A 16,880-nucleotide genomic window follows, 5' to 3' on the forward strand; every position below is an offset into this window, starting at 1 on the left:
GGATATATTTTATACAGTAACGAATCACGAAATAGCTATCGAAGCGCAGCGTATTAGAAACTAAAGTAATATTACGACTCTTGATTTAAATTTTTAGCTGCAATCCATTGTGACATATATTTTGTACTCGCCATTGAGTGGTGTTTTAACATCGCGCCGGTAAAGTTTTTTAAGCGGTGCGCAATTAGCTTTTGCTCGGTTTCTGCTATTTTCTTAATTAGCGCCCTACCCAATGCCACGCTATCATAAGTGGAAGTAAGTAAGCTGTGAGAGTCATTTTGAGCATGCTGCCATGTAGTTTCATTGTTATATAAATCAACAGCAGCATTAGCAAAACCATTTACGTCATCAATAATAACTCCTGGCCATGCCTTATCTTTATACATGCCTTCACTACCAACCGATGTGGTAATACTAGGTGTTTGCATCTTCATGGCGTCTAATAGCTTGCCTTTGATACCTGCACCAAATCTAATAGGTGCTAAACATACACGAGCTTGCTCCATGACCAAAGATGCATTGTCGCACCAACCTTTAATAATAAAGCCTGTTTTAGGATTACTTAGTGCAGTAGCTTTTGGAGGAGGGTAAGAGCCATAAATATGTAACTCTGCTTCTGGTAATTGTTTTCTGATCAATGGCCATATGGTTTGCAAATAAAGAACTGAATCCCAATTTGGCGCATGACGGAAATTACCAATAGTCATAAAATTTTTGCGTTCTGCGTAGGCTAAAGTATTTTGAGGCAGTGTACTAAGATCAACCATAAATGGTAAATAGTGTAATAACTGAGCATCAATGTTAAAAGTATTCAGTAATAAATCTATTTCAAAACTAGAAATAATTAATGAAATATCACAACGTAAAATTGCAGCGATTTCACGTTTAGCTAAATCGCTAAATAATAAAGAATTATTTAACTCTTTATTCGCCTTAAGTGCTTGGTGACGGGCATTACGCAAACATTGTAAGTCTTCTGTATCTAATATTTTTAAAGCCGCTGGGCAACTTTTTTCAACCCGCCAACCAAATTGCTCTTCCATCATAAAACGGTCAAACATAACAATATCAGGTTGGTATTCAGTTATGTAGGCATCAAAAGAGTCACAGTTCAAAGTGATCGTTTGACTCGAAATACCTTCATTCGCTAAGTCGATCATATGCTCAGTTTTTTGTGCTGGAGTTGCAAATTCAACCTGCCAGCCTTGCTGTTTATATAAACGCAATATTGACATCATATGACTGCCTGCAGCCGATGAATTTGGTTCTGGCCATACATAACCGATCACTAATACTTTTTTCATAATATATTGCCGAGGGTGTACTAATTAGATAAAACGACAAACGCTAGAGCATATTCTCGCTCATCAGATAAACTAATGTGCCATGAACTAGCGTTTAGAGTGTTGGCTATTTCGAGAGCTCTACCAGAAATCTCAAGCGTCGGTTGACCGGTAGGTAAACTTATAATGTCAAAATTTTGAAAAGAAATGCCATCGGCAATTCCGCGGCCTAACGCTTTTGCGGCAGCCTCTTTACCGGCCCAGCGTTTCGCCAAAAACCGCTCCGGTTGCTTTAAAGTAAGGTAATGGGCATGTTCTCGAGGAGTTAGAACTCGTAACGCCAAACGCGTACGTGCCTTCTCAGCCATATTTGCAATACGACTGATTTCAACAATATCGTTACCAATTCCTACGACCGACATACTTACCTTATTTGCTTTCTAGCCCTAGCTTATACTTTCTAGCTTTTAGCTGTTTGTCTAGCTTCAACCATCAATCGTTTCATATCACGAACAGCTGTATCCAATCCATCAATAGCGGCACGTGCGATAATTGCATGGCCGATATTCAATTCAATAATTTCACCTATAGCTGCAATAGGCTTTACATTAAAGTAATTCAATCCATGGCCCGCATTTACCTTTAAACCTAAACTGTCGGCATATTTTATTCCGTCAGTTAAACGAGCTAATTCTTTTAACTGATCATCTTCAGTAGTTGCGTCAGCATAATGACCAGTATGAATTTCAATAAAAGGTGCACCGGATGCTTTTGCTGCTTCTATTTGTATTGGATCAGCATCAATAAATAAACTAACTAAAATACCAGCATCGGCTAACCGTCCTACGGCATCAGAAACTTTATCCATTTGTCCTGCTACATCTAAGCCACCTTCAGTAGTGAGTTCTTCACGTTTCTCTGGTACCAAACAGCAAAATACCGGTTTTATTCGACAGGCAATATCCAACATTTCATTAGTAACGGCCATCTCTAAATTCATTCTTGACTGTATGGTTTTTGCCATAACTTCAACATCACGATCGTTTATATGGCGACGGTCTTCGCGCAAATGTATAGTGATACCGTCAGCACCAGCATGTTCGGCAACCGACGCTGCATGCGCAGGATCAGGGTACGTTGTGCCACGCGCCTGGCGTAAAGTTGCAATATGGTCAACATTTACACCTAATAAAATATCACTCATAAAAATTCCTTTATTACTTATCTAGCTAGTTTATTGATAAAAAGTTTTCGACTATTTAACGGTTTATTGCCTAAATAGTTTTTTAATACTTGTCGCATCAAGCGCTTACAAGTTAATAATACTTCGGCTTGTTCTAATTTTCCATCACCAATAGTAATTAAATGTGAGCGCTTATAACTGGGTAAATTACATTGGTAATCTGCACTAACAAAACCTTGTTCCTGAATAAAATAAACATCTTCACAATAAGGTTCATTAACATCTAATGGTGGCGATGAAAGCTCTGAAAAATCTAATGACAAACCTAACTCTGCCAGTAAACTCATTTCAAAACGTCGTAGCAAAGGCTCTAATGTATTTTGTTTCAACAATTGTGTAAGGCTATTTTGGTAAAGACTAAATAGATTTTCTAGTGGAATATTTTCAGGAAGAAGACGAACCATAAGCTCATTGAGATAGAAACCGCTATATAAGTAATTACCACTAAGTTGCATACTTTTGTCAGCATGTTCAATTCTAGATAAGTTTTTTAAATCATTCTTACCTTTTATTTCAATCTGCAAATTAGCAAAGGGCTGCAATAGCCCTTTTTTATTTGATTTTTTACCTTTGCCAACATAAACAACAGCACTAACATGGCCATTTTGCTCAGTAAGTAAATTAACTAGCAGGCTGTTATCACGGTAAGGCCTGGAATGCAGAAGATATGCCTGTTGTAAGTTAATGTCCTTATTGACTGCCATGATATATATACTATCTAACTAAGTACTAGCCAGAGTAGTCATCACCATAACCTAAGCTGCGTAATGCTCGCTCATCATCAGCCCAACCAGATTTAACTTTAACCCAGGTTTCTAAAAACACTTGTCGGTCAAATAACGCTTCCATATCTTTACGGGCTTCGCGGCCAATAACTTTAAGTTTTTCGCCCTTATTACCTATGACCATTCGCTTTTGAGAATTTCGTTCAACAAGGATCAAAGCATTGATATGTAAAATACCTTTTTGATCAGATTTGAATTGTTCTATTTCAACAGTTGTTGAATAAGGCAATTCATCACCAGTAAAGCGAATAAGCTTTTCACGGACAATTTCTGACGCCATAAAACGTGATGAGCGATCGGTTATATGATCTTCTGGAAACCAAAAATCCCCTTCTGGTAATGAAGAAAGACATAGTTCGCGAATTTTATCTACTTTGTCGCCTTTAACCGCGCTGATCGGTACAATATCTTGAAAATCATGCATTGCTGCTATTTTTTGTAGGTGTGGTAAAAGCTCTTCTTTATCCTGAACATTGTCAATTTTATTTACTGCTAAAATCGCCGGACGGCCAGACTGTTTTATTTTACTTAGCACTAGTTCATCATCTTCAGTCCACTTTGTGCCTTCAACTAAAAAGACAATCAGCTCGACTTCAGCAATTGAACTACTTGCTGCACGATTCATTAAACGATTAATAGCTCGTTTTTCATCGGTATGTAATCCTGGAGTATCAACTAAAACTGCTTGGCGTGTTCCTTCAGTTAAAATACCTAAAATACGATGACGCGTGGTTTGTGGTTTACGTGAAGTAATACTTATTTTTTGACCTAATAAGGCATTTAACAATGTTGATTTTCCAACATTAGGACGGCCGACTAGCGCTACTAAACCACAGTTATTATCACTTTGGCCATCATTTAAAAATTCGTCTTTATTTAACATCAAGTAGCTCCAACGCTTGCTGTGCCGCCGCTTGTTCAGCTTTTCTACGCGACGTACCCTTACTAATAATAGCTTCTGCGACTGTTTCGATCACACAGCTAATGGTAAATTGCTGATTATGAGATTGGCCAGTCGTTTCAATTACGTCATAAACAGGTAAAGGTAACCTACGCCCTTGTAAGTATTCTTGTAAGCGGGTTTTTGGATCCTTTTGGCTTTTATCTGGATTTATTTTATCTAAACGTTCTGTAAACCAAGATAATACTAATGCTCTGGATGTATTTAAGTCTGAATCTAAAAATGCCGCGCCAATAATTGCTTCAATGGCATCTTCTAAAATAGAGTCGCGTCTAAAACCACCACTTTTCAATTCACCAGGACCAAGTACTAAGTATTCACCTAAATCAAAATCTCGGCCAATTTCGGCAAGGGTTACGCCACGCACTAATGTTGAGCGCATGCGGGTAAGTTCACCTTCAGAGGCTGTTGGAAATTTATCAAATAATACTCGAGCTATTACATAGCCTAATATAGAATCACCGAGAAATTCCAAGCGTTCATTATTATCACCTTTTGCGCTACGATGAGTTAATGCCTGAACAAGTAATTGTTCATTATTAAATTGATAGCCAAGCTTATTTTGTAGGCGGTTTAAGTGTAATGGTTTAGACAATTAATTAATTCCGCCTATACGTGATAAACGAACACCAGAAGGAACCCAAGTAGGTATAAAATCTTGTTGTTTACGTTCAAAATCAAAGCTCATCCAAATCGCAACAGCTTCACCAACTAAGTTTTCTTCTGGAACGAAGCCCCAAAAGCGACCATCAGTACTGTTATCTCGGTTATCCCCCATCACTAAATATCCACCTTCAGGTACTAACCATTCACCTTTTTTAAGGCCCGGTTGATTGAAGAAACGATGATTTTGCGGATAAGTATTATTGTTCACCAGAATTTCATGAGTTTTGTTTGGCATTACCGACTCATAACGCGTTAAGGGCATGCCCATTTGCTGATATTCACCCGTTTGTTTAAACGTGGTTAATACCTGCTCCATTTTAGGACATGGAGCACTGGTATCTGTACATTTCTGCTGAATATAGAGAGATTTATTACGGTAAATAATTCTATCGCCGGGTAAACCAATTACTCGTTTAATATAGTCAATTTCAGGTTGTAGAGGGTATTTAAAAACAACCACATCACCACGTTCAGGCGAACCTATATTTATAAATTTATTACGAGCGACAGGCTCACGCAAACCATAATTAAATTTGTTAACTAAAATAAAATCACCATCAAGCAATGTTGGCATCATAGAACCTGATGGTATTTGAAACGGTTCGTAAATAAATGAACGTAAAATTAATACAAAAGCGATAACCGGGAATACTTGTACTGAAGTATCAATCCAAGCATTTGGCGTGGTAATTTTCTCAATAGCAACTTCATCTAAAGGCTGGGCACATTGTTCTTGTGTCGCCTCTAGATTTAACTGTCGCTTAGGCGCATAAACAAACTTATCTAAAAAATAAACTACGCCAGTTACAATCGTAATAATAACTAAAAATAATGAAAAATACATTGCCATAAGTTCTATTTACTTCCCTAGTTTTAACACAGCTAAAAACGCTTCTTGTGGTACTTCAACGTTACCCACTTGCTTCATCCGTTTTTTACCTTCTTTTTGTTTCTGTAATAGTTTCTTCTTACGTGAAATATCACCACCATAACATTTAGCCGTTACGTTTTTACGCAACTGTTTAACTGTTGTACGGGCAATTACGTTGCTACCAATTGTCGCCTGAATTGCTACGTCAAACATTTGACGGTGAATAAGTTCTTTTAACTTATCGACTAACTGACGGCCACGAGAAACTGAATTCGTACGGTGAGTTATCATTGCTAAGGCATCAACGCGATCGCCATTAATTAAGACATCACAGCGCACCATATCAGAAGCTTCAAAACGAATAAATTGATAATCTAAAGACGCATAACCACGGCTGGTTGATTTCAGTTTATCGAAAAAGTCCATGACCACTTCAGCCATTGGTAGCTCATAATGCACTGCAACTTGGTTACCATGGTAGGTTAAATTCTTTTGCACACCACGTTTTTCAATACATAAGGTAATTACATTACCTAAATGTTCTTGTGGAACCAAAATATTTGCTTCTACAATAGGCTCTCTAATTTCTTCGATTTGATTCACCGCTGGTAATTCACCGGGATTATCTATCGTTACAACCGTACCATTGGTTAAAGCAACCTCATAATTTACTGTAGGTGCTGTAGCGATTAAATCTAGATCATATTCACGAGCTAATCGCTCTTGAATAATTTCCATGTGCAGCATTCCTAAAAAGCCAACTCGAAAACCAAAACCTAACGCCCCCGAACTTTCAGGTTCAAAAAATAATGAAGCATCATTCAAGCTGAGTTTATTTAATGCATCACGGAAGTTTTCAAAATCATCAGAGCTGATTGGGAATATACCCGCGTAAACTTGTGGAGTAACTTTTTTAAAGCCTGGTAATGCACTCTCTGAAGGGTTGCGTGTAAGTGTTAATGTATCACCTACAGGAGCACCGTGAATTTCTTTAATGCCGGCAATAATAAAACCTACTTCACCAGTTTTTAAAACACCGGTTTCTGTTTGCTTAGGAGAGAAAATCCCTACTTTATCAATTTGATGGCTTTGTCCGGTAGACATAACAGTCATCTTATCGCCTTTGCGAATTTCACCATGCATTACACGCACTAACGAAACTACGCCTTGGTAGTTATCAAACCATGAATCAACAATTATCGCTTGTAGTTTATCATCTGGATTACCAACTGGCGGTGGAATATTAGCAACAATGCTTTCTAATACTTCTTCAATGCCAATGCCTGTTTTAGCTGAACATTGCACGGCATCTGTTGCATCAATACCGATAATATCTTCAATTTCTTCAGCTACTCGTTCAGGGTCAGCTTGCGGTAAATCAATTTTATTTAAAATTGGAACTACTTCTAAATCCATATCAAGAGCCGTATAGCAGTTTGCTAACGTTTGAGCTTCAACGCCCTGGCCTGCATCAACTACTAACAAAGCACCTTCACATGATGCCAATGAACGAGAGACTTCATAAGAAAAATCTACATGACCGGGGGTATCGATAAAGTTAAGTTGATAGGTTTCACCATCTCTGGCTTTATAATCTAAGGTTACACTTTGTGCCTTGATGGTTATGCCACGCTCTTTTTCAAGATCCATAGAATCTAAAACTTGGGCTTGCATTTCGCGATCAGAAAGACCGCCACAATGTTGAATTAATCGGTCCGATAATGTTGATTTACCGTGATCGATGTGGGCAATAATAGAGAAATTTCGAATATGCTTCATAAAGAGCTTAAATACTGATAATTAAATTTAAATAATAATGCCGTGATTTTAGCTAATTTCGACGACTGTCGCTATCTTTAGTTGCCTTTTTAAACATAATTCAGCATTAAAACAGTTAAATTATGTTTCAAAGGTTTAAATTATCATGTCTACAGAGGTTTAGAGATGATTACAGCACTGCACTTACGCAGTAATTTGGGTTGTAAATTGTATTGAGTTTGCTGTTTCGCTTGTAAAAACTTAGCAAATAAGTGCCCTAAGTAACCACCTAAAATAGCTAAGACTAAAGCAAAAAATTCATGCATCTGTTGTTGTTCAACTAGAATAAATTGCCCAATTGCTGCAAATAGTATCAGTGTAAACAATGGCAACATATAAACTTGTAAGGCACTGCTAATAATACTTCGTTCTGATAGACCAATAACTACTTCGTCGCCTACTTTCAACTGAGTAGTAGAATTTTCAAAACGAGTCGTTAGTGCTTTGTGAGGGATAGCTTTAGCGATTTGACCACTGCCACAATCATCTTGTTGATTGCAGCTATGGCAAGTAGACTTTATTGTACTTTTTACAGTAACTTGGTTGCCATCTACCGCAACCACGGTGGCAGTTTCTTCTATCATTTAAATGCTCAGTTAAAGCTAATTGATTGAGCAATATTTGCTGCCGTTTTCGCAGGCACTTGCCCTACTACAGTAATTTCATAGCCCTCGCGTAAGCTCGATAATAACACAGTTGCACCAGTTTGATTAACAGAAGGTTGCCTTGGAGGTTCATCACTGGCAATAACGTAAACTGAAACATCAACTAAGCCATCGTTATACATTATTGACTCTACTTGACCTGCAACTTTTTGTATTTTTCTTTTGCTGGTTTTTACTAATTCGAAGCCCTCAGGTAACCAGTTAACTTGCCAAGGAAGTTTAACTTCATCAGTATTCAACATATGCGATTCAGGCAGCTTAGCACCAGTGATTTGTTTCAAAATATCATTAGATTGTTGTGTAATCATCAAATGAGTAAATTGAATTTGTTCTAATAACTCACCCTCACGAGAAATTACTGCTGCCTTCAGTAATAAACCACTTTCAATATCTAACCAAAGCCAATAACCGAAGCGCTGTTTATCTTTACTTTCAAGACGCACTAATTGAGCAGGTCTGCCCAAAATACGGCTCTTGCCAACACCAATAAAATCATAAGTTAATTGTAACTTTTCAATATTACCAAATAGTGCAGCAGGAATAGGACCACTAATACTATTATTGTCCACTGAGTATGGCGAGTGATCCGATTCAAAATAACTGACTACATTATCGATTCTAATGGCTTCTTTACGAGGACCATTTAATAAGGTAATAAGTTCAAGTTCCTGATTATTTTCAATACCGTGTAACCAACGGTATGGCTCAGCTCTATTATTTCGAACAACCACAAAAGACGTATCAAAATTTAACGTCTTCATTGAATGTGCTAATCGTTGTAACCATTGTAATGCAGTTGGAGGTTGCACCTTCTCAGGTACAGCAGCATTTATTTCGGCAGGTTTGGCATCTGTAGATAAGGCTGACTCAGCCTCTTGAGACAAAACTGGCGTTGAAAATAACGCCAGTAAAAATAAGTTTGTAAATAATTTCATTAATTCTATTCAGGTTGGGTTTCAGCTAATTCTTCAGCGCGTTCACTCTCAACTTGTGATTGCAGTTTAATTTGCATATTGTGATCAGCTAATAATGCTTGTAAACGCTGATGACGTTCTACAGTTGATTGCTTTTGTGTCGGCAAACTTTGGGTTGAATAATTATAGCTTACCGGATCTGCAATACCGCCCATTGGTAATGGCTGCCAAACTTGAGTAGGAACCACTTGCCCTTCATCAGAAATATTAGCTTGTTGTACACCAAGAACCATTAATCCTGCTGCAGATGCTGCAATAGCAAATTGTCCTACCGGTCTAGACATTTGAATGACTTTCGCTTTAACCCGTTGTGTTACTGTTGGACGAGCAATCGGAGCTAGTACAGTAGGCTCTGCCGCTATCGCCACAGCAATATTTTCACTTAAATCACGGTCGATAAAGTCGCTACTATCGCCACGCATAATATCACCAATTAAATGATATCGGCTCCAAGTCTCACTTAGTTTGTCATCATGCGATACTTCATCTAATAATGCTTGTTCAACATTATCGTTATCAAGTAATGCAGATAGTGATTCAAACTTATTTTCATTCATAAATAGTACTCATTGATAGCGCTGTTATACATTAACCTAAATTCAACAAAAATAGCTAACCTAGTTTTGTAATAGAGGTTTTATTTTTTTATCTACCGCATCTCGTGCTCTAAATATTCGAGAACGTACGGTACCTACCGGGCAATCCATTACATTAGCTATTTCTTCATAGCTTAAACCATCTAACTCTCGCAAATTAATTGCTGTTCGCAATTCTTCTGGCAGCTGCTCTATGGTTTTAAAAATTAGCTGACGAATTTCATCAGTTAACAATAATTTTTCTGGTGATGCATTCTCTCGTAATGCCTCGCCACTATCGTAAAATTCAGCTTCTTCAACATCTATATCACTTCCTGGTGGCTTTCTAGAACCTGCCATTAAATGATTTTTTGCTGTATTTACCGCAATTCGGTATAGCCAAGTATAAAATGCACTGTCACCACGGAAGTTTCCTAACGCTCGATACGCTTTAATAAACGCTTCCTGAGTAACATCGGCTACATCCGCCTGATTTTTTACATAGCGCGATACCAGATTCATTACCTTCTGCTGGTACTTCTTTACTAACAGGTTAAACGCATTTTTATCGCCATTTTGTACCTGTTGAACCAACAATTGGTCTACATTCTGTTCGCTCATCTGAGCCGTTACTCCTAAAAAACCAAATACTATTTGGTTAAAAACTTATCTCAATGTTTGTTCCAGCTCAGGCAAACACATCAATTAGGACTGAGTGTTTTGTAAAAAGTTCGCATAAAGATGAAAAAAAACTAAAAAAACAACATTTTTGCTGATATTTCCATCATTAAGCTAATATTTCAGCCTATTTTTGCCAATTCCCTTTAAAGTAAGTTAAAATTCAATCTTTAACAAGACCAATACAAAAAACCAATCTATGAATCAACAACATAACTGTGACGTTCTGATCATTGGCAGTGGTGCTGCCGGTTTAACCTTAGCATTAAAACTTGCAGCCAATGCTGATGTTATTCTGTTGAGTAAAGGACCTATTAATGAAGGTTCTACTTATTATGCCCAAGGTGGCATAGCAGCAGTATTTGATGAAAATGATTCCATAGATTCACATGTGTCTGACACATTAATTGCTGGGAACGGTATTTGTGATGAAGAAGTTGTACGCTTTACCGCACAAAATGCCAAAGCGTCTATGCAATGGTTGATCTCTCAAGGTGTCGACTTTGACCAAGAACAAGACAGTAATGGTGACTCGCATTATCACTTAACTCGTGAAGGTGGTCATAGCCATCGTAGAATTTTACATGCTGCAGATGCTACCGGAAAATCTGTACAGTTAACATTAGCGGAAAAAGTAAAACGCCATTCTCGAATAAGAGTTTTCGAGCGCTCCAACGCGGTTGATTTAATCAATAGTAATATAGCTGGTATAAAGCAATGCATAGGCGCCTACATATGGAACCGAAATAGTGAAAAGGTTGAAGCAATTCACGCTCAAAAAACTATTTTAGCAACCGGTGGGGCCAGTAAAGTTTATCAATATACTTCTAACCCTGATATTGCCAGTGGCGATGGTATTGCAATGGCTTGGCGAGCAGGTTGTCGTGTTGCCAATATGGAGTTTAATCAGTTCCATCCAACGTGTTTATTCCATCCAAAAGCCGGAACATTCTTAATTACCGAAGCATTACGCGGCGAAGGGGCAATATTAAGACGCCCTGATGGCAGTAGGTTCATGCCTGAATTTGATGAACGTGCCGAGCTTGCACCTCGAGATGTGGTTGCTAGAGCGATAGATTTTGAAATGAAGCGTCTAGGCGCCGATTGCATGTTTTTAGATATTAGTCATAAAGATAGCGATTTTATTAAAAGCCACTTTCCTACAATTTATGAAAAAACCAGAAAGTTTGGCTTTGATATGACCAAAGAGCCCTTACCTGTTGTGCCTGCTGCGCACTATACTTGTGGTGGAGTTATGGTAAATGAGCATGGTAAAACTGATGTTAACAATTTATACGCAATAGGTGAGGTTAGTTATACAGGTTTACATGGTGCAAACAGAATGGCCAGCAACTCATTATTAGAATGTATTGTTTTTGCTCGAGCTGCAGCAGACCACATTAAAGAAAACCTAGATAGTAAACAAAAAATAAAACGCATACCTGCGTGGGATGAAAGCCGAGTTTCTAATTCTGATGAAGAAGTTGTCATTCAGCATAATTGGCATGAATTACGATTATTTATGTGGGATTATGTTGGTATTGTACGCACTACTAAACGATTAGAAAGAGCACTTTCTCGAGTTCAACTATTACAGGCTGAAATACAAGAATATTATCGCCACTTTAGAGTGAGCAATAACTTGCTTGAACTACGAAACTTAGTCCAAGTAGCTGAATTAATGATATTATGTGCAATGGAGCGCAAAGAAAGCCGTGGCTTACATTACACTTTAGATTATCCAGAGTTGCTTGATAATTCAGGTCCTACAGTTCTTAAACCTTCTAATAAAGCAGCTAAAACATTTAATCCTGAAGCTTAGTCTTTTTTGTATCTCAAAACAATTCGACACAAGCGTCGATAGCCTTCATCGTTTAGTTCATCTTTGAAAATAAACTTATTCAACGGTTTATTTTCTTGGTGTTGATTTAGCGTTTTTGGCTTTATTTCTGTTAACTTCAGAGCACAGCCAAAGCTGAATACCAGACTACCTTGTGTTACCAGATATTTTTTATTTGCAGCCAAGGTTAATATGCCATCATTACTAATGAAAAATGCTCTTGTCATTAAAGTATTAAACTTTAAATGCCAACATAAACAAAGGGTAAAAAATGCTGTAACTGCCGAGCAGAGAAAAATAGTTTGGTGGCTAAGATGTAAGCCAAAATAAGCTAAAATAATAAAGCAGATGAAAAACATCAGCCCCGCTAGGTAGTACGGGACTTGTTTTACTAATGTAGAATTTTGTAAGATAAAATTATACTTTGACTCTTGTGAGTATAATTTGCACCATTGCGCTGAGGGCTTCATCCTTGCATTCCTCGTGACCCATAAACCAAGCAAATAACTCAGGATCATCACATTCAAGTAAACGATCAAAGTCTTGTTTTTGCTGTTTAGTCAAATCATCCCATGCCTCTTCGACAAACGGCATAAATAATACATCTAGCTCTAGCATGCCACGACGACAAGCCCAACGTAATCTAGGTTTATTCTCGGATAACGACATTTTCCATCCAGTATTTAAAAGAGAGTTATTTATAGCGCTATTGTAGCTTTTCAAAAACCTGCTGACTAGCTACAAATACTCTATAATTTATATCTATACCTTGAAATCAAGTTATATAACCCCTATTTAGATACTAACTAAACAATAGTAGAACCTTATGAATCTTCAAACATCTCTTCCCAATATTGAACAACTGCCAGAAAGCTTTGCCGTTATTGTTGATAATATCAGCGCCATATCTGTTACTGGTGATGAAGCAGATAAATATCTACAAGGCCAGCTAACATGCGATACGACACAGTTACCTATTACTAAGTTACTGGTAGGTGGGCATTGCGATGCTAAAGGTAAAATGTATTCAGCATTTCGATTAATTAATCATTCTGATCGCCGTTTACTCATCCAAAGCAAAGGATCATTGGCAAGCTCAATGAAAGAGCTGCAAAAATTTGGTGTGTTTGCCAAAGTTGATATCAGCGAAGCTGATGATTTAAGCTTTATGGCATTAACAGGTAGTAAAGGCGTGGAGTTTATTCAAAAAAACTTTAACGCAGTTCCCGACTCTTTTACTCCCGTCATAACTCATAATGAAGTGTCTGTTATTTATATAGGTGGAACAACTAATAGATACTTAGTTGTAGCCTCAACAACGACCATTAATAAAATGGTTGACTCACTAACAATAGATCTATTTCCAAGCGCGTTGTGGACATTGCTAGAAATCCAATCAGGTTTTGTTCATATGAATGAAAGCTCCGTTGGTGAATACGTACCGCAAATGTTGAATTTACAATTTGTTAATGGCATAAGCTTTACTAAAGGCTGCTACCTTGGCCAAGAAACCGTAGCTCGAATGAAATATTTAGGACGAAATAAAAAAGCATTATTTATCCTTAAAAGCGAAGGTGAAGCAAAATGGCAAGATGAGGCTGGGATCAATGATGATTCAGCTTTAGAAAAGCAAATAGGTGAAAATTGGCGTAAAGGTGGTGATATTATTAGTCACTACGAAGCAGATGACGGCACCATTTATATACAAGCTGTGCTTGCAAATGATACCGAGCAAGATGCAAATTTGCGTTTAAAGCATCACAATGGCATTAAGTTTAACTTAATGACATTACCTTATTCAATACTTGAAGAATCTTAGAAATTAACATTTAAATACAGTCAGGACATTTTATGAAAATAGCGAACAACAAAGTTGTAGTAATGCATTACGCAGTAATGGATAGCGAAGAAACATTAATCGACAGCTCTCACGATTCAAAACCTTTAGCCTTTATCCAAGGTGCTGGTTTTTTAATCCCAGGTTTAGAAACAGAATTAAATGATAAAGCAGTAGGCGATAAGTTTATTGTTGATGTAGATGCAGAAAATGCTTACGGCAACCGCCATGACGAATACGTACAAACTGTTCCAAAATCATTATTCCAAGGCATCGACGATTTAGATGTTGGCATGCAACTTCGTGCTCAAACTGATGATGGTGAACAAACAGTTATTGTTATTGGCATGGAAGATGACGAAATTACTGTAGATGGTAACCACCCTCTTGCAGGCATCGACTTAAAGTTTGATGTAGAAATTTTAGAAGTACGTGATGCAACAGAAGAAGAGATTGCTCACGGCCATGTACATGCTGAAGGTGGCTGTGGTCACGACCATTAATTGTTCTTAGTAGTGTGACATTAATAAAATAAATGAGCGCTAAGTATATGACGATATACTTAGCGCTTTTTTGTAACTAAACCCTACATCGAAAAATATAAATACTCATTCCCGACTAATTTCAACTTTTATTGTTTAGTTGAAAATCCAACTTCCCCATAAAATTCATAGAAAAACTAACACGTTAGGGTAATTGTCATCCAGCTACATCCATGTAAAGTGAATTTTAACCTCACTTTATCAGCGTTAGCTTTGGAGAAAACATGCAGCATGCAATCCGACTTGTTATTTATGCGATCGCACTTCTGATTGGCTTTTCCCCCTTAGCGACTCTCGCTCAAGCGACTGAAACGGAAACAGGACCTGTCCTTATCCGTGGTGGCTGGCTGTTTGACGGAGTAAGCAACACCCGAAGACGCAATAGCGGCATCGTTATTCAAGATGGCAAAATCGTCGGCCTTGATGTTTCCGCAGAGCAACAGAATATTTCGTATGCCAGGGTTATTGAGTTATCCGAGTCAGAAACAATCCTACCAGGGCTGATTGATTTGCATGCCCATTACAACTTGGATCTGGTAGATAATGGACGCGTAGAGGAAGTTGTTCATAACGGTATTATCTTTCTGGCTAATGGCGTGACTTCTACTTGGTCAGCGGGTGAGTTTTACCCTGAACGTGTTATTGCTCAACGGGATCTTATTGAGGCTGGCGATGCCATCGGGCCCCGCTTGTTTGTATCCGGTCCCTATTTCGGTGCCTTTCGCTGTGAGTATCAAGTAAAGGTGGCCAGTGATGAATGTATAGCCTGGCCTAATGATATCTCAGAAAATGAAATTCGAAACGAAGTCGACAAATGGGCCCAACAAGGTGTCGTCAGTATCAAAATAAAACAGGCGACACCTAGCGAAGCAAAAATTCTTATTGAACAAGCACATAAAAATGGCATGACAACGGCTGGGCACCTAGGTAATTACGACGTCGAATATGATGTATCTACACGTGATGCCATAATGATGGGTATTGATCGCATTGAGCATCAGCTTACCCTCGCCCTTGGAACTGACGATCCAAGAAGTGCGGAAACGGATGAAATGGTTAATCTAATGATCAAGCATCAGGTGTATTATGGTGCTAATTTGCAGATGTATGGTGGCATCAATTTGCGTCGTGACCATCTCGCGGAAATGGTCTGGACTGATGAAGCAAAATATTTTACTCCCTATGCTCAATCTCTACTTGAACAGCGTGGTCCTCCCGAGCCAGAGTCAGATGAGAAAGAATTTGCTCAAAGAATAGTTGAGCTCATGTCGCTTTATAAAGAGGGTGGTGAGAACCTTCTGGTTATTGGCACCGATGAGCCTGTGTACACCAATCTTTTACCTGGCTTTGCCTATCATCGAGAATTACTAGCCATGACTTACGCTGGTTTATCTCCTGTTGCAGTTTTAAAAGCTGCGACCATTAATGGAGCTAGCGCGCTAGGTGTTTCCGACAAACTCGGCTCAATTGAATCTGGAAAGCTTGCCGATCTGATTGTGGTCAGGGGGAACCCTTTGGACGATATTAAGGCGACACGGGATATTCGGCTAGTAGTGAAGGACGGAGTGGTTCACGATCCAAAAACTTTACTATTGTCGGCGCAAGGAAAAATAGGGCCTGCAGGACCAGGCGAACACGAGGATTGGGAGCTCAATATTCAACCGCTACGAGCGAAGGCGAGATGAGTGATCTCATTGAACGTGTTGTGGGTAAATTGATTGGGATCTTCTATGGCTGTTTTGTGCCATTTGCTGCCATACGATTAGTTAACTTAATTAAGCTTTGAATTATCCTTCCAGACTTTATAAGTGCACTCTGGAAGATTGTCCCTATCAACTTTATCCATTACCAAAATATTGCACCCTAGTCCTTCAGAAAAACCAGATACATCACCTCCTTCTGCACGATACCAACAATCACATTGCTGATTTTCAGTATATAAGTAATCTATTATTATGTCTGGCTCTATGATGGTTCGCTGGTCACCTGTTGTTGCTTTCGTTAAAGCAACTATAAAGATAAGCAATACGACTATCGCAGCAAAAATTACTAGAGAAAATTTAAAAATGGGTAAATTTATTTGCATAAAATATTGAAAGTTGATGGTCTCTTAATCGCTCTTCGGAGCCGTTCGATTTCAAT

General features: G+C 38.2%; 19 protein-coding genes. 4 read left to right on the plus strand and 15 right to left on the minus strand.

Features of this window, described 5'->3' with window-relative positions; all coding sequences use genetic code 11:
* Window positions 1–71: 71 nt before the first annotated feature.
* The 12 genes from RGQ13_RS15260 to rpoE form a co-directional block, all read right to left on the minus strand.
* Window positions 72–1,304, minus strand: coding sequence for a glycosyltransferase (locus RGQ13_RS15260; protein WP_348390602.1), 1,233 nt, complete (start codon window positions 1,302–1,304; stop codon window positions 72–74).
* 20 nt (window positions 1,305–1,324) lie between these two features.
* Window positions 1,325–1,705, minus strand: a complete 381-nt coding sequence (gene acpS, locus RGQ13_RS15265) for a holo-ACP synthase (RefSeq protein ID WP_348390603.1) — start codon at window positions 1,703–1,705, stop codon at window positions 1,325–1,327.
* Between the two features lie 38 nt (window positions 1,706–1,743).
* A complete protein-coding gene (pdxJ, locus tag RGQ13_RS15270) occupies window positions 1,744–2,487 on the minus strand; it encodes a pyridoxine 5'-phosphate synthase (protein WP_348390604.1) in 744 nt (247 codons plus the stop codon).
* A 17-nt stretch (window positions 2,488–2,504) separates the two neighbouring features.
* Window positions 2,505–3,230 carry a DNA repair protein RecO gene (gene recO, locus RGQ13_RS15275; protein WP_348390605.1) on the minus strand — a complete coding sequence of 242 codons (726 nt, stop codon included), beginning with the start codon at window positions 3,228–3,230 and terminating at the stop codon, window positions 2,505–2,507.
* A gap of 25 nt (window positions 3,231–3,255) precedes the next feature.
* The gene (gene era, locus RGQ13_RS15280; RefSeq protein WP_348390606.1) at window positions 3,256–4,194 is read right to left on the minus strand and encodes a GTPase Era; all 939 of its coding nucleotides are present in this window, start codon (window positions 4,192–4,194) and stop codon (window positions 3,256–3,258) included.
* The gene (rnc, locus tag RGQ13_RS15285) at window positions 4,184–4,867 is read right to left on the minus strand and encodes a ribonuclease III (protein WP_348390607.1); all 684 of its coding nucleotides are present in this window, start codon (window positions 4,865–4,867) and stop codon (window positions 4,184–4,186) included. The genes era and rnc overlap by 11 nt, the downstream gene beginning before the upstream one ends.
* Window positions 4,868–5,788 (minus strand): signal peptidase I, encoded by a 921-nt coding sequence (lepB, locus tag RGQ13_RS15290; protein WP_348390608.1) that lies wholly within the window; start codon window positions 5,786–5,788, stop codon window positions 4,868–4,870. It lies immediately after the preceding gene.
* A gap of 9 nt (window positions 5,789–5,797) precedes the next feature.
* The gene (gene lepA, locus RGQ13_RS15295) at window positions 5,798–7,588 is read right to left on the minus strand and encodes a translation elongation factor 4 (RefSeq protein ID WP_348390609.1); all 1,791 of its coding nucleotides are present in this window, start codon (window positions 7,586–7,588) and stop codon (window positions 5,798–5,800) included.
* 149 nt (window positions 7,589–7,737) lie between these two features.
* A complete protein-coding gene (locus RGQ13_RS15300; protein ID WP_348390610.1) occupies window positions 7,738–8,211 on the minus strand; it encodes a SoxR reducing system RseC family protein in 474 nt (157 codons plus the stop codon).
* 8 nt (window positions 8,212–8,219) lie between these two features.
* Window positions 8,220–9,227, minus strand: coding sequence for a MucB/RseB C-terminal domain-containing protein (locus tag RGQ13_RS15305; protein WP_348390611.1), 1,008 nt, complete (start codon window positions 9,225–9,227; stop codon window positions 8,220–8,222).
* A 5-nt stretch (window positions 9,228–9,232) separates the two neighbouring features.
* Window positions 9,233–9,823, minus strand: coding sequence for a sigma-E factor negative regulatory protein (locus RGQ13_RS15310; protein ID WP_348390612.1), 591 nt, complete (start codon window positions 9,821–9,823; stop codon window positions 9,233–9,235).
* A gap of 60 nt (window positions 9,824–9,883) precedes the next feature.
* The gene (rpoE, locus tag RGQ13_RS15315) at window positions 9,884–10,462 is read right to left on the minus strand and encodes an RNA polymerase sigma factor RpoE (RefSeq protein WP_348390613.1); all 579 of its coding nucleotides are present in this window, start codon (window positions 10,460–10,462) and stop codon (window positions 9,884–9,886) included.
* A 256-nt stretch (window positions 10,463–10,718) separates the two neighbouring features.
* Between rpoE and nadB the strand changes: the two genes are divergently transcribed.
* Complete coding sequence (nadB, locus tag RGQ13_RS15320) at window positions 10,719–12,341, plus strand: L-aspartate oxidase (RefSeq protein ID WP_348390614.1); 1,623 nt, start codon at window positions 10,719–10,721, stop codon at window positions 12,339–12,341.
* On the opposite strand, the gene RGQ13_RS15325 is transcribed toward nadB, so the two are convergent.
* Entirely contained in the window at window positions 12,338–12,877 is a 540-nt protein-coding gene (locus RGQ13_RS15325) for a protein YgfX (RefSeq protein ID WP_348390615.1), read from the minus strand. The two genes, nadB and RGQ13_RS15325, sit on opposite strands and share 4 nt — an antisense overlap.
* Window positions 12,777–13,028: an FAD assembly factor SdhE gene (locus tag RGQ13_RS15330; protein WP_348390616.1), complete on the minus strand. Its 252-nt coding sequence runs from the start codon at window positions 13,026–13,028 to the stop codon at window positions 12,777–12,779. Before RGQ13_RS15330 ends, RGQ13_RS15325 begins: the two co-directional genes overlap by 101 nt.
* A gap of 157 nt (window positions 13,029–13,185) precedes the next feature.
* Here RGQ13_RS15330 and ygfZ point away from each other — a divergent pair, with 157 nt between their 5' ends.
* The 3 genes from ygfZ to RGQ13_RS15345 all read left to right on the plus strand — a co-directional run bounded on the left by ygfZ (window position 13,186) and on the right by RGQ13_RS15345 (window position 16,423).
* On the plus strand, window positions 13,186–14,178 hold the full coding sequence (gene ygfZ / locus RGQ13_RS15335) for a tRNA-modifying protein YgfZ (protein WP_348390617.1): 993 nt from the start codon (window positions 13,186–13,188) through the stop codon (window positions 14,176–14,178).
* 32 nt (window positions 14,179–14,210) lie between these two features.
* Entirely contained in the window at window positions 14,211–14,699 is a 489-nt protein-coding gene (locus RGQ13_RS15340) for an FKBP-type peptidyl-prolyl cis-trans isomerase (protein WP_348390618.1), read from the plus strand.
* A 263-nt stretch (window positions 14,700–14,962) separates the two neighbouring features.
* Entirely contained in the window at window positions 14,963–16,423 is a 1,461-nt protein-coding gene (locus RGQ13_RS15345) for an amidohydrolase family protein (RefSeq protein WP_348390619.1), read from the plus strand.
* A gap of 86 nt (window positions 16,424–16,509) precedes the next feature.
* Here the strand turns inward: RGQ13_RS15345 and RGQ13_RS15350 are convergent, their stop codons facing one another.
* Entirely contained in the window at window positions 16,510–16,824 is a 315-nt protein-coding gene (locus tag RGQ13_RS15350; RefSeq protein ID WP_348390134.1) for a hypothetical protein, read from the minus strand.
* Window positions 16,825–16,880 lie beyond the last annotated feature (56 nt).

The sequence above is a fragment of the Thalassotalea psychrophila genome (genome assembly GCF_031583595.1).
Taxonomy (GTDB): domain Bacteria; phylum Pseudomonadota; class Gammaproteobacteria; order Enterobacterales; family Alteromonadaceae; genus Thalassotalea_A; species Thalassotalea_A psychrophila.

Excerpts from the sequence above, each read along its gene's own strand:
- RGQ13_RS15260 (WP_348390602.1), bottom strand. The coding sequence starts at position 1,304 with ATGAAAAAAGTATTAGTGATCGGTTATGTATGGCCAGAACCAAATTCA.
- acpS (WP_348390603.1), bottom strand. The coding sequence starts at position 1,705 with ATGTCGGTCGTAGGAATTGGTAACGATATTGTTGAAATCAGTCGTATT.
- pdxJ (WP_348390604.1), bottom strand. The coding sequence starts at position 2,487 with ATGAGTGATATTTTATTAGGTGTAAATGTTGACCATATTGCAACTTTA.
- recO (WP_348390605.1), bottom strand. The coding sequence starts at position 3,230 with ATGGCAGTCAATAAGGACATTAACTTACAACAGGCATATCTTCTGCAT.
- era (WP_348390606.1), bottom strand. The coding sequence starts at position 4,194 with ATGTTAAATAAAGACGAATTTTTAAATGATGGCCAAAGTGATAATAAC.
- lepB (WP_348390608.1), bottom strand. The coding sequence starts at position 5,788 with ATGGCAATGTATTTTTCATTATTTTTAGTTATTATTACGATTGTAACT.
- lepA (WP_348390609.1), bottom strand. The coding sequence starts at position 7,588 with ATGAAGCATATTCGAAATTTCTCTATTATTGCCCACATCGATCACGGT.
- RGQ13_RS15300 (WP_348390610.1), bottom strand. The coding sequence starts at position 8,211 with ATGATAGAAGAAACTGCCACCGTGGTTGCGGTAGATGGCAACCAAGTT.
- RGQ13_RS15305 (WP_348390611.1), bottom strand. The coding sequence starts at position 9,227 with ATGAAATTATTTACAAACTTATTTTTACTGGCGTTATTTTCAACGCCA.
- RGQ13_RS15310 (WP_348390612.1), bottom strand. The coding sequence starts at position 9,823 with ATGAATGAAAATAAGTTTGAATCACTATCTGCATTACTTGATAACGAT.
- rpoE (WP_348390613.1), bottom strand. The coding sequence starts at position 10,462 with ATGAGCGAACAGAATGTAGACCAATTGTTGGTTCAACAGGTACAAAAT.
- nadB (WP_348390614.1), top strand. The coding sequence starts at position 10,719 with ATGAATCAACAACATAACTGTGACGTTCTGATCATTGGCAGTGGTGCT.
- RGQ13_RS15325 (WP_348390615.1), bottom strand. The coding sequence starts at position 12,877 with ATGATCCTGAGTTATTTGCTTGGTTTATGGGTCACGAGGAATGCAAGG.
- RGQ13_RS15330 (WP_348390616.1), bottom strand. The coding sequence starts at position 13,028 with ATGTCGTTATCCGAGAATAAACCTAGATTACGTTGGGCTTGTCGTCGT.
- ygfZ (WP_348390617.1), top strand. The coding sequence starts at position 13,186 with ATGAATCTTCAAACATCTCTTCCCAATATTGAACAACTGCCAGAAAGC.
- RGQ13_RS15340 (WP_348390618.1), top strand. The coding sequence starts at position 14,211 with ATGAAAATAGCGAACAACAAAGTTGTAGTAATGCATTACGCAGTAATG.
- RGQ13_RS15345 (WP_348390619.1), top strand. The coding sequence starts at position 14,963 with ATGCAGCATGCAATCCGACTTGTTATTTATGCGATCGCACTTCTGATT.
- RGQ13_RS15350 (WP_348390134.1), bottom strand. The coding sequence starts at position 16,824 with ATGCAAATAAATTTACCCATTTTTAAATTTTCTCTAGTAATTTTTGCT.